This is a genomic window from Labrenzia sp. PO1, from assembly GCF_012273635.1.
Lineage (GTDB): Bacteria > Pseudomonadota > Alphaproteobacteria > Rhizobiales > Stappiaceae > Roseibium > Roseibium algicola.
The window spans coordinates 674,184-687,244 of sequence record NZ_JAAXCR010000003.1 but is presented as its reverse complement, the minus strand read 5'-3'; the positions used below and the strand labels follow the sequence as shown (position 1 = coordinate 687,244).

General features: G+C 57.8%; 6 protein-coding genes. 2 read left to right on the top strand and 4 right to left on the bottom strand.

Going from position 1 to position 13,061, the window contains the following annotated elements:
• Nucleotides 1-302 precede the first annotated feature (302 nt).
• Together HCG46_RS18050 and HCG46_RS18045 are read left to right on the top strand one after the other, a co-directional pair.
• Entirely contained in the window at nucleotides 303-1,340 is a 1,038-nt protein-coding gene (locus tag HCG46_RS18050; protein WP_286185422.1) for a FecR family protein, read from the top strand.
• 76 nt (nucleotides 1,341-1,416) lie between these two features.
• Nucleotides 1,417-4,182, top strand: coding sequence for an EAL domain-containing protein (locus HCG46_RS18045; RefSeq protein ID WP_209009517.1), 2,766 nt, complete (start codon nucleotides 1,417-1,419; stop codon nucleotides 4,180-4,182).
• 33 nt (nucleotides 4,183-4,215) lie between these two features.
• Here the strand turns inward: HCG46_RS18045 and HCG46_RS18040 are convergent, their stop codons facing one another.
• The 4 genes from HCG46_RS18040 to HCG46_RS18020 form a co-directional block, all read right to left on the bottom strand.
• A complete protein-coding gene (locus HCG46_RS18040; protein ID WP_168686983.1) occupies nucleotides 4,216-5,673 on the bottom strand; it encodes an NAD-dependent succinate-semialdehyde dehydrogenase in 1,458 nt (485 codons plus the stop codon).
• 444 nt (nucleotides 5,674-6,117) lie between these two features.
• On the bottom strand, nucleotides 6,118-6,489 hold the full coding sequence (locus tag HCG46_RS18030; RefSeq protein WP_228148044.1) for a helix-turn-helix domain-containing protein: 372 nt from the start codon (nucleotides 6,487-6,489) through the stop codon (nucleotides 6,118-6,120).
• Between the two features lie 197 nt (nucleotides 6,490-6,686).
• Nucleotides 6,687-11,033 (bottom strand): translocation/assembly module TamB domain-containing protein, encoded by a 4,347-nt coding sequence (locus HCG46_RS18025; protein WP_168686981.1) that lies wholly within the window; start codon nucleotides 11,031-11,033, stop codon nucleotides 6,687-6,689.
• 5 nt (nucleotides 11,034-11,038) lie between these two features.
• On the bottom strand, nucleotides 11,039-13,021 hold the full coding sequence (locus tag HCG46_RS18020) for an autotransporter assembly complex family protein (protein ID WP_209009516.1): 1,983 nt from the start codon (nucleotides 13,019-13,021) through the stop codon (nucleotides 11,039-11,041).
• Nucleotides 13,022-13,061 lie beyond the last annotated feature (40 nt).

Genomic DNA, 13,061 nt, shown 5'->3' with positions numbered 1-13,061 from the left:
TGTTAAGTCTCGCTGCTGCTGAAGGCGTTCCAGGAATATGACGACAAGCAATCCGTATTGCCGGACGCAAGTCGTGGAGGTCGGGCTGGGTAACTCCGTATGTTACGGAAGATTACCTAGCTCCTTTCTGTTTTGAAGTAGTCGTTTATCGCAACTAGTGACGAGCATAGGCAATATTTTCCGCCTGTCTTCACGTTGGGTTAAACGCTGAAATGCTACACAGGATGTGTAGAGCTCAATAAACCTGTCCGTGGGTTCTGCGCACGGCATTGACATTCAGTCGTAACGTGTTGAAGAGCAAGATGAAAAAAGACGCTATGTATTCAGTTGAGCGGAAAGCAGGATCACTTCTGCGGGTCCTCTTGCTTGCAGCTCTGGTCCTGTTTCCTGCTGCTGCGAATGCTTCGGACTGGGTCGTCAAACGTGTGTCCGGCATCGTTTATTTCGTTGCGCCTGGCGTGGAAGCATTCCGTGTCAAAAATGGCATGGTGTTTGAAAAAGGCTACACCATCGGAACCAGGGCAGGTGCCCGCGCTCTCATAGGCAGAGGCGGCGAAACCATTGCCGTTGGGCCAAACACCACCTTTGCCATGTCATCATTCCGCAGCAATGGAACAAAGACCACACTGTTGCAGAGAAAGGGAACGATCGAGGTCGATGTAGAAAAACGGCAGCAGCCGCATTTCACCGTCGAAACCCCGTTCTTTGCCGCTGTGGTCAAAGGTACGCGATTTGAGGTCAATGTGCAGGGCAAGCAGGCACGCGTTTCCGTCGAACGTGGCGTCGTCGCTGTGGAAGATTTCGCCTCCGGCGACAGGGTGGACCTGACAGCCGGTCAGGCTGCAGCCAGTGCACCGTCGAACCGGGTTGGCCTGTCTGTAAGCGGTCGCACCAAACCGACCGTAAAATCTGGAGCCAAGCGCGCGCCTGCATTCGAAACGCCGGCCGTGAAAAACGTGCCATCAAATGCAGCAGAAGCGAAATCGGCGAACTCGAACGGGAATGCCGGCAAAGGCAACAACAATTCCGGCGGCAATGGCAACGGAAATTCCGGTGGCAACGGTAACGGCAATTCCGGCGGCAATGGCAACGGAAATTCCGGTGGTAATGGCAACGGGAATTCTGGCGGAAACGGCAACGGGAATTCCGGCGGCAACGGAAATGGCAATTCCGGAAGCGGTAACAACAACGCAGGCGGAAACGGTAACGGCAATTCCGGTGGTAACGGCAACGGGAATTCCGGTGGCAATGGAAATGGCAATTCCGGGAGCGGCAACAACAATGCCGGCGGGAACGGCAAAGGCAATTCCGGAAACGGAAACGGAAAAAACAAGAATTGACGGTAATCAGGATGCCGCAGGTGCAAGGCTTTGCCTCTGACACCTGAAGTGCGGACTGAGAAAGTGGGCGGTGGGTGTGCTGATCGGAAGCTCTGAACAGCGGAAACGGATAGCGAGTGCGGTCTTGATCGTGGTCGGCGTGATCGCCGCTGTGGCTGTTCTGCGCACGGTTGCCCTGACCACGGCGTTCGACCGGTTTCTATGGGAGTTTCGTTTCCACACGATCGAAAGACCGGTCTCCGGCGACATCGTGGTCGTGGATATCGATGCCAGAAGCCTGAATGAACTCGGTGTATGGCCATTGCCGCGCCGTCTTTATGCCGACCTGACAGATCATCTGGCGGAAGCGGGCGCCCGCGACATCGTATTCGACATCGATTTCAGCTCAGCTTCCAATCCTGAAGATGACACGCTGTTTGCAGCCGCAATCGAGCGCGCCGGTAACGTCAGCCTTGCCGTGTTTCGGCAAGCTGCTTCGGCTGAACAGGATGCCGGGCAAGTCGTCAACCAGCCGATCGAACAGTTCCTGAATGTTTCCTGGCCGGTCGTCGTCATGGTTCCGATGGAAACCGACAGCCGCATCTGGCGAAATCTGTATGGTTTCGAGATCAATGGGAATTCAGAGATCTCTGCCGCGGCTCTCCTGGGCGAGTACACCGGAGACGCAGCCGGAGGTTTTGGCATTGATTACAGTATCTCACTGGAACAGATGGAGCGGGTATCGCTCGTTGATGTCCTGAACAAGTCAGCGGCCCCAGGTCTGTTTCTGGACAAGAAGGTGATCGTCGGAGCAAGTGCGCAGGAGCTTCGTGACCTGTTTCCTGTTCCCGTCTACGATGTCTTGCCGGGAAGTGTAATCCAGGCTCTCGGCGCCGAAACGCTGTTGCAGAACAGGGCCATGGAAGTCAGGGGTGAGGGGATTGCGGTCCTGTGGGCACTCCTTGTTTTCTTCGCTCTGCTTCTGACGAAAATCGAAGGCTGGTCCCTCAAGATCAGCATTCTGGCACTCTGTGCGATCATGTTTGAAATTGGTGCCATTGCCATCCAGAAGTCGGCTCCCGTTCTTGTGCCGACCGCAAGTTCGCATCTCATTCTGCTTTTGGCAGCCGCAAGCATCATCTTGCGGGAACTGGGCTTTCACAAATTCCTCTCACACATCGCCAACGTCAGACGCCGCAACAGCGAGCGTATGCTCGGACTTGTCTTCGACGACAGCTTTGATGCAATCGTTGTCGTTCAGAATGACGGTCGTGTCTCCGCTGCAAGCCAAATGGCCCGATCATTGTTCCAAAGCGATGCTCTTGTTGGTAAGCCTGCCAGGAATGTACTGCCGCTGGAGCTGGTTGAAGAAGCTTTGTCAGTGCTTGCCGACCCTGGAAACCGTCAGCCGGTGGCCAAGATCCTGGACATGCGCCTGGACGACGGAAGACGCCGGTTTATCGAATATGTTGTCACGCGCTCTGAACGCACGATCGCGAAATCGAAGAAACTGCGCGATATGGAAACCGAAGCGGTCGCCTGTCTGACATGTCGGGATGTGACGGAAGAAAAGGAATCCGCGGAACGCCTTGCTTATCTCGCACGGTTCGATCCAAGCACCGGGCTTTTCAACCGGAACGGTTTTGAAGAAGAAGTTGCCGCAACGCTTAAGCTGGCTCGCGGCACAGGCCAGGAAGTATGTCTGGTTCAGTTCGCAATTGCCAATTTCGATCAGATCGTTGCTTCGCTCGGATTTTCCTACGGTGATCAGCTTCGTGAAACGGTCGCGATGCGTCTGAAAAGCCATCTTTCCGCTCGCACGACATGGGCAGCCATTACAACAGATGTTTTTGCAGGCGTATTTCGCTGTGAGCCGGATCAGGATCTGGCGCTGATCGAGTCACTTCAGGAAGTGATCGGCGAGGACTACAAGATCGAAGGCGCCAGGATCTCGGTGCAGCTCAAGTTCGGGTACATCGTTTCCAGTGGGGACATGACACCCGAGCATCTTTTGAAGAAATCCGGCAATGCCCTGGCAAAAGTCCGGCGAAACAATCGGTCGCCGGTCCTGCGTTTTCTGCCGGAGATGGACGCAGCGCTGCAGCGCCGGCGCCAACTGGAGACGGAACTCTTCAAGGCAATCGTCCGTGACGAGCTGCACATGGTCTATCAGCCACTCACCAACCTGGCCGACCGGTCGATCTTCGGTGTTGAAGCCTTGCTGCGATGGGACCATCGGGAACTGGGGCCGATCTCGCCCGCCGAGTTTGTTCCGATTGCCGAGGAGAATGGTTATATCGTGGAATTGGGTGCCTGGGCACTGAACAGGGGAATGAAGGAAGCGCTGACCTGGTCGAGCCACCTCCGTCTGTCCATCAATGTGTCGGCCATACAGTTCAGTCGCGGCAATCTTGTTGCCACTGTCGGCGAGGCACTGCAAAGAACGGGCTTTCCTTCGGACCTACTTGATCTGGAAATCACGGAATCCCTGTTCATCGATGAAACGCTCGATCTGAAGTTTGCCATGGAAGAAATGCGGGCGTTCGGCTGCAGCTTCTCACTGGACGACTTCGGGACCGGCTATTCTTCACTCGGCTACCTGCCCAGGTATCCGTTCTCGAAGATCAAGCTCGACAAGACATTTGTTCGCCAGTCGATCGCCAGCAAACAGGACATCTCCGTGATCGAGGCAGTGCTGCATATGGCGAAGGGCTATGGAATGTCCGTCATCGTCGAGGGCATCGAAACCGGTGAACAGGCAGAGCGGCTTCGCGAACTGGGCTGCAAGTACGGTCAGGGCTACCTTTTCGGGCGCCCCATGAGTTCCGCCAATCTCCAGTCGACACTGCTCAACGCAGCGTAATGCGTCCCGGCGTTGGGCCGGGACGCAAGGCAATTACATGCCGAGGCCGCCGATGCAGCTGTATTTCACGTTCAGATAATCGTCCAGGCCGTACTTCGAGCCTTCGTTGCCCATGCCGCTGTCCTTGACGCCGCCAAAGGGAGCAACCTCTGTCGTGATGACGCCTTCGTTGACCCCGACAAGACCGTACTGAAGCTGTTCCATGACGCGGAAGGTGCGGCCAAGATCCTTGGTATAGAAGTAGCAGGCGAGGCCGAATTCGGTGTCATTGGCAAGTCGCACCGCTTCTTCTTCAGTGTCGAACTTGAACAGAACGGCAAGCGGGCCAAAGGTTTCTTCGCGCGCCACTTTCATATCGGACGTCGCCTTGGTGATCAGTGTCGGCTCGAAAAACGTTCCCGGGCCGTTGGGGCGGTGTCCGCCTGTAATCAGTTCACCACCCTTGGACAGCGCATCCTGCACGTGATCGGCGACCTTTTCGACCGCAGCTTCGTTGATCAGCGGGCCTTGGGTCGTTCCGGCTTCAAGACCGTTGCCGACCTTCAGCTGCGCCGCCATCGCGTCCTTCAGCTTCTGGGCAAAAGCGTCGTAGACGCCTGCCTGCACATAGAGCCTGTTGGCACAGACACAGGTCTGTCCGGAGTTGCGGAACTTGCTGGCAATTGCTCCTTCGACGGCCTTGTCGAGGTCGGCATCGTCGAAAACGATAAAGGGGGCGTTGCCGCCGAGCTCCATGGAGATCTTTTTCATGTTGCGGCCTGCATTCCCGGCCAGCAGCTTGCCGACACGGGTTGAACCGGTGAACGTCAGTTTCCGCAGCACGGGGTTCTCGCACATCTCCTCGCCAATCGCCGGAGCGTCACCTGTGATGATGTTGATCACGCCCTTGGGAAGACCGGACTTTTCTGCCATCACGCCGTAGACCAGCGCTGAATAAGGGGTGAATTCGGCAGGCTTCATCACCATTGTGCAGCCGGAGGCCAGGGCTGCGCCAAGCTTGCGGGCAATCATCGAATTCGGAAAATTCCAGGGAGTGATCGAGCCGACGACCCCGACAGGTTCCTTGGTCACCAGAATGCGGCGGTCTGCCCAGGGCGAGGGGATGGTGTCGCCATAAACCCGTTTGCCTTCCTCGGCAAAGAAACGGATGTATTTCACTCCAAGCGCAATCTCGCCTTTGGCTTCTGCAAGCGGCTTGCCCATTTCCGTGGTCAGGAGGGTGGCTAGGTCGTCCAGGTCGGCCATGATGGCATCGCAGAGAGCGTGCATATGATTGGCCCGTGCCTCCGCCGTCAGCGCTTTCCAGGCGGGAAGCGCGGCCTCGGCAGCCGCAATCGCCCTTGCGGTTTCAGGACGCCCGCAAAAGGGAACGGTTCCGATCGTCTCTCCGGTCGCAGGGTTGGTTACGGCGACGGTCTGTCCGCTGTCCGCATCGCTCCATGCTCCGCCGATAAACACTTTTTCCTTCAAGAGTGCAGCATTCAATGACATGGGTAGTTTCCTGAACCGTGAGAGGGGCAGACGCTGTTGGTCTGACGGATCGCCCGGCAGAGAGTGCATTCTGACGAACGCGAGGAGCGGAGCCAGAAAGGCTGGAGGGTCCAGCTTTCGGGCCTTCGCTCGATTCCGGCCAGGAAATCGTTGACCTAGAGATAGGGGGGAGGCGCGAGGTCTGGCAAGCGCTTTTCCCGGCCAAACGTACTGTGCCGGAAAATAGTAGGCAGACAAACAAGCAGTCAGGCCACGGTCTGGCGACCCAAGAGGGGCGGGGAAGCGGATGATGCACTAAACGCCTGCGCCGAAGGACACCAGTCCCATTGCTTTGCAGAATTTTGAGCCAAGCAAATCACACGTTTGAAAACGGCCACCTTTTTATTGGCGGCCACCTTTTTATTGGCGGCCGTTACAAGAAGATTGGTCATTCAGCGAAATGGATCAGCCTTCAAGACGATCCTGTAGCGTGGCAATCTCGTCGGCAAGTGCCTGAGCCTGGCGTTGAACCCTGTCGAGGGCAACACGCATGCTGTCGAGATCGGAGGTCGTGCTGCTTTCCGAAACCGGCGGTGTCCCCCGGCCAACCAGCAGCCACGTCGGGCTTACATTCAAGATACCGGCAAGCAAAACGAGCTTGTTGGAACGCGGCTCGGACCGGTCACTTTCCCAGCTCTGCAGAGTGGATGTCTTGATGCCCAGCCGGCGTGCAAGCTGGGCGGTCGAAAGATTGGAGGCATCACGCGCCTTGCAGATCCGTTCACCCAGAGTGTAGTCACTGCTGTTCACCGACATGATTGCACCCCCGTCATTCACGGCTGTCTCCGTCACCGAAAAAACGGTTTCCTCCGGATGGGACGGAGTATTTCTCATAAATTGTTTGGTCATGGCGGGCACACTCGCACGAGACACAAGTGCACCGCAACCGTTGGCGGGCAATTTGTCGCAATCGCGGTTTCCAGCGGCGGCTACACGCTTCGCCCCTGTCAGATTTGCCGGGAACGGGAGTGGGCTCAATACTCGCGTTCAAAAAAGATACCGGCCTTAGAAGATCCGTCCGCACCGACTTCACCACGGACCTTCAGTCCGCGGTCCAGATCAATGTCGACCTTCACCCGGCTGGAACCGGTACCCGTGCCTTGTTCAACGCCGACGTAGATGTTGTCATTGATGTATTTTCCGACAGCGACCGAAGGGCCGTTGTCCCCGTCCGTGTTGATGTCGATGGCATCCAGGCCCAGAGACTTCCGGATCGTGGCAAGAGGTCCGTTGTCGCTGCCCCCGGTGAGGGTGGCTATGGCCGCCGCAAGCCGTGCCACCTGTGTGGGCGACAGGTTGCCGACGCTCTTGCCGAACAGAAGCAGTGCCAGAACTTCATCTTGCGGAAGTTCGGGAGACGAGGAGAACGCGATCTGGGGATCGTCTGCCTCGCCGCTCACGGTAACGGTGATGGTGGTGTCGCTCACGACTGTCGTTGCCGCAAAGTCGAGGACAGGCGTCAGTGAGCCCTCGAAAGTGGCGTTGCCGCGAGAGAAGATCAAGCGGCGTGTGAGAATGTCGAGCTGGCCACGCTTCAGTCCGAAAGCACCGATTGCCTGCGGCGAGGCCGTTGTGCCGACGATCTTGAGATTGCCCTGTAGTTCCGCATCAAGACCACGACCGCGAATGAAGATCCGTCCCGGTGCGGACAGGACGATGTCCAGACGCGGCGGGAAGGTCTTTTGCTGGGTCTGTGTTTGGGAGACTTCGCCACCAAGTTCTGCAACCTGCTGCTGGATCGCCTTGGAAGCATTGATATGCCGAACGTCAACGGGAGGTATCGCACCGGGCAGATACTCGGGAATTGAGACGTCCGCCTTGTTGATCGATACCTGACCGCTGATAAGGGCAGATGCGCTGGTAGAAGCAAGCGGACCGGAAACCTTGAGATCCGCATCCACTTCCGCAGTCACCAGGCCAGGATCGACGTAGCGCCCATTGTCCAGTTTCAGGCTGAGATCCGCCGGAAATCCGTCCTTCATGCCAACAGTGCCTGACGCAGACATGGAGCCGCCCGTCGCAAGGTCACCGGCAATGCCGTTCAGCGACGCTTCGTTCTGGCTGACAGAAGCCGTGCCGCGAATGTTCTGAACAGTGATACCCGTCGACAGGCTGGTGATCTTCAAACCGTTGGGCGTGGCGGTGATCTGGTAAGTGGGGGCTGCCGCCGAACCGCCGACATTGCCGCTCAGGGCGATTGTACCTTCACCGCGCAAACCTGCCTCGATCATGGGGCGTCTGAGAGCCGCAGTCGGCACGTTGCCATTCAGGGTAAGAGCAATCGGATTGGGTTTCTTCAGCCCGACCGTTCCCGCAGCCGTGAGGTTCAGTCCATTCGGATCGCTGACCTTGGTCGTCTGGTCGATCCGGTTATCCTTCAATGTGCCTGAGGTCGACAGACTGAGCGCGGCCAGACCGTTGTTTCGCAACTCGTTTGCCGTCAAACCCGTTCCGGAGATCGACCAGGTCGCTTCGGGAGCCGATGAGCTGCCTGTGGCAGACACTTTCCCGGAAAGAGCACCGCCGAGACCAAGCGAGGGGACAAAGGCGTTGGCAAGATTGAGCGGAATGGATGTCAGGTTGGCGTTCAGGTCAAGCGTCTCGCCGGCCTTGCCGGACACCGCAAGTGAGCCATTGCCAAGCTGAAGCTCCAGTGGTTCGATCGTCGCTTCACCGGCCGCATAGGAAATGGTTGTCGGCTGCTTCAACTGGCTGGCGATACCCTGATATCGCATGGCAAGCTCGGACAGGGCGACGACGTAGGAGCCAGCTTCCGGTTCGTTCACCTGCGCTGCAAGCGTCACGCCATCCTTGCCGTTCTTGTCCAGCTTGACGTCCGCCGTGATTGCGGTGCCGCCGTTTTGAGGCTGGGCCTGAAGGCTGACCGCATGAACCGGTGTCGCATCTGTCAGGATGTCTGACAGCTGAATGTCCGCAGTAACGGTCTCCGGCTCGTAAGGGGCAGTAAGATTGGCCTTGAGCTTCACGCTGCCGAGACTAACTGCGGGCACGCTGATATCGCTTCCGGTAACGTTAAGAGCGAGTTGCCGCGTTTCCGGATTGGCTGTCACTGTGCCTTGAACACGTCCGGCGATTTCCGTCAGAAGGAGCGGAGAGAGCGAGGCAAGGTCCGGAGCATCGATGTTCAACGTGCCCTTGAGCGTTTCAACAGGCTTGTCGAGATCTACCAGAGAAAGTTCACCGGTCACGGTGTTGCCGGCCAGTTTGACGGAAAGCGGGCTGACACTCGCCCCACCGTCTTTGCTGGTAAGCTCGACATCAACGGCAATGGGTTGGCCGTTCAGGCTGGCACTGCTGGTAATCTTGGCTGTAGGCGCGGCTGGGTTGGCCGTTGCCTCTGCAGAAAGTTTCAAGTCATCCAGTGGTGTGCCTGCAAGCATGATCTGCTTTGAAGAGGCAACCGCCTGCACTTCAAGCGCGTCGATCGGACCTTCCGTGCTCGCTTCGAGTTCCAGCGAGCCGGCAAGTTGCGGATCGACCTTTGCGAGATCGGCAAGGCTGGTCGTCAGGCTGGAACTCAGTTCGTTCTGCCGGTAACGGGCATTCCCTTTCGCATCCAGCGCCTTGTTCGAAACAGCGAGACTGGTGACGGAAATATCGTCCACGCCTTGAAGATCGACAGACACGTCGATGCGTGTTTCACCTTCAAGAAGCGCGTCGGCCTGAGGAATTGCCGTCCCGACATCCCTGGTGACGAGAGCGCTGGTGATCGTGCCCGACAGCTGGCTTGGATCAAGATCCAGCGAAAATGTTCCGTTCAAAGCACCGGCCAGATCGCGGCCTGCCAGGCCCGACAGACGGGAAAGGTCGGCAAGCGAAAGCCTGCCCGATCCGTTGACAGCGTCGGCTGACAGGTTCGTGTCCGACAGAGCAAGCGAGGCGACAGCGGTTGAAAGGGTCAGATCCTTGATCTCGGCCGATTGGGTTGAGCCGTTCACGGCGCCTGTAGCCTTCAATTCAAGTGAACCGGTCAAAGGCTCTGTTTGCGGGGTAATGCCTTCCAGCCTGTCAATGGCGAGCGACAGCGAGAAGGGTGACGTCAGCGTTCCTTCGGAGAGATCTGCTCCATTTCCGAAGGACGTCAGAGTGATGGCGCCAGTCCTGGCTTCCGTTGTCTGCAGTGACTTCAGGTCAATCTTGGTTTGCCAGTCGACCGCGGAGCGTTGTCCGGAAACACGTACCGTTCCGGTCAACGGACCGAAGGCAATGCGCCTCTCGCCAAGGTCGAGCGCAATCAGCGCGTCATTCCCGGCACTTACGGCAAGATCCGCCGTGGCGTTGACGGCATCGTTCTCAAGATCGGCCTTTGCTTCCAGAGAAAGCGTTTGTGTTTTCAAGGTCAGGTTGGCCGAAAGAGGGGCGAACTCCGTAGAGAACCTGGCAGCTCCTTTGGCATTTGTCGTTCCGAGCAGAAAGGCTTGTGCCGCGGGAGGTGCAAGTGGCGCGAGATCGCCGTCCAGATCGAAGGCCAGATTCCGTTCGGATGCATTTTCCTCGATTTTTGCCGAACCGGTGACGGTGGTCCTGCCATCGAGAGCCACACTCAGGTTCGCTGCCCAGTCGGTCAGGGGACCATCACCTTTGAGCGACAGATCCAGCGCGGGCAGGTCGGGAACTTCAAGAAGACGTGCTGCAAGGCCCCCGCGCGGTTCGGACACTTCAATATCGAAGGCAAGCGTTTCGGCGGCGGGTTCAAACCGTGCCTTGGCCAGAAGACCGGCTTCTATGCCGTCGATCCGGTGCAGGTCGAGATCGGCAGTGACAAGTGCCGGGTCGAGCGCGAAAGAGCCCGATCCTGCGGCCGTCAGGGAGACAGGTACTCCCAGCAGGGGAGCACCGAGGTTGATTTCGTCAAGGCCCAGACGTTCGAGAGTGACGTTAAATGGCAGCGATACACCGCCCGATGAGCTGCTCTCCTCGGTCACTGCCACCTCTTCAGCCGGTGGCTGGACAGGTGTTCTTTCCAGATCTATCCGGGATGCGGTGAGAGAAGAAATATCGAGATTGCCGGCAAGGAGCCGCATGGGATGCCAGTCGGCGGCAATGTTCTCGACGTTCAGCCAGGTTCCTTCCTTGTCGGCCAGGGAGACCTTGCCGACTTCAGCCTTCAGCCCAAAGCTGATGTACAAATCTTCGATCGTGATGGACTGATTGTCGGACGAGGCAAGCGTGCTGACGACGCTGGACACAAAGGTGCGGCCCGCCGGCACTTGCAGGGCACAAAGGGCGAGGACGGGAACAGCAATCGCAACCGCGATCAGGAATCCGAAGATTCGCAAGGAAAGTTTCAGAAAACGCATCTGCGTTAGAACGCCTGGCTCAAACCTACATAAAGGGCGAAGTCCGGGTCATCCTGTCCCGGATCCAGCGGCACCGCAGCATCGACTCGAAGCGGGCCTATTGGAGTAAAGTAGCGCAGACCAGCGCCAACGCCCACCTTCAGGCTCTCGGAAAAATCAGGAATGCTGTCTTCGTATGCATTACCTGCATCAACAAATCCAACGATTCCAATGGTTTCGGTTACCATGACGCGAACTTCACCGGAAAGCTCGATAATTGAGCGTCCACCGGTAACTTCACCATCCTTGCGTGGACCGACGTTGCGATAGGCGTAGCCCCGGATGGACCCGCCACCACCGGCGATGAACCGCCGGCTGGCGGGAACCGATTCCACGGACGGCGCCAGGATCGACCCTGTGGAGACGCGGCCCGCAAGAATGAAACGCTTGGCCTGATCGAGCGCATAGTAACTGGAAACAGTGCCTTTGATGAAACCCATCGCGTTGCTGTTCAGGGTATCGTAAGCGGGCTCTGCAAACAGGGCAGCGAAAATCCCCTTGGACGGATTGAGCTTGTCATCACGGTTGTCGAAGGTCAGGTCCGCCGGCAGTCCAACCAGCAGATAGTCGCCATCGCCGAAGGCGTCTTCTTCATTGGCGTAAAAGACCTCGGCGCCCGCGCGGCCTTTCAGCTGCTCGGAAAATTCCCTGTTGAGATAGGCGTCATAGGTAATCGACCGGCTCTTGTAGGCGTCAGGATGTTCCTGGCGTGCCTGCAGGCTGGTCGAAAAGCTGGTAAGCGGGCCGAAAACGCCTGGCTTTTCAAAGGCGATCCGCGCCGAGTACTCCATGTCGAGGACGCTCTCGTTGCCGATCCTGCCAACGGACCCTTCAACAGAGAGCAATTCTCCCCGGCCGAAGAGATTTCTTCTGCGCCAATAGGATTCGACACCAAAGCCCTCGGTACTGGACCAGGAAGCACCGGCACCGATCACGTGGCGCTTGCGCTCGCTCACCTCGATGGTGACCGGCATGGTGCCGTCTGGCCCTTCGATTTCGCCTTCCACGAGCCGGATGGACGAGAAGATGCCGAGTTCGTTGAGCCGTTTGCGTGCACGGGCCAGGTCTTCAGGCGAATAGACGCCTCCGACCGGAAGCATTGCCTGCTGCACGACGAAATCCGGGTCAGTGACTTCCGTACCTTTGACCGAGACCGGGCCGAAACGTGCCTGATGGCCGGCATCGGCGATCAGCACCACGGCGAGGGTATTGGTGCTATGGTCCGCCGTTATCCGGCGTTCAGCGATCCGCGCCTTAGGATACCCGCGATCTCGCAGAACCGCGATCATGCGCTTTTCCGCCGTCAGGATCTTGCCGGAAGCAGCAACCTCGCCTTTCGCGAGGCCCCAGAAGGACGGGTCGGTGGACAGATCGCCGTCCTGGGACGAAACGTCGATATTGCTGAAGGTGAAGACCGGCCCCGGATTGACCAGGATCTCAACCTTCACCGGCCGAGCGTCAGGCAAATCACTTTGTTCAAGAGCGGTTTCAAGCGGAATGCCTGCAAGCGTGATATCGACAGTTCCACCGTAGCGGCCATCGGCATAAAGCTGGGCGATCAGCCGTTCGCGATCAGAAAGAGAGCGTGCGAGCAGGCCTGCCTCGCCGGAGGGAGGCTTTTCCTGTTGCTGTACCAGCAGCGAGGCGTCTTTCAATTCCTTGGTGAGATCATCCGCACCATTGGAGATTGTCAGGTCTGCCTCGTAGGGCAGGGGATCGGGAACAGCGTTGGCTTCGTCTTCCGCCGATTCGAAAAACTTCCAGCCGAATATTTCAAAGGAATTTGCGGGAAGGGGAGCAGCAAGAAGAAGGGCACAGGCCAACCCAGCACCAGCCGGGCGCAAGGCAACAAAAGAAACACCGCCAGCCAACCAGGCTGCCAATGAGGAAAATGCGTTGAAACGCTTGCCGGCGAACCTGCCGGACTTGCAAGACGGTAGACCCTTCACTCACTGCCGCCTGTTTAATTGGTCAGCCGAATTGCATCTG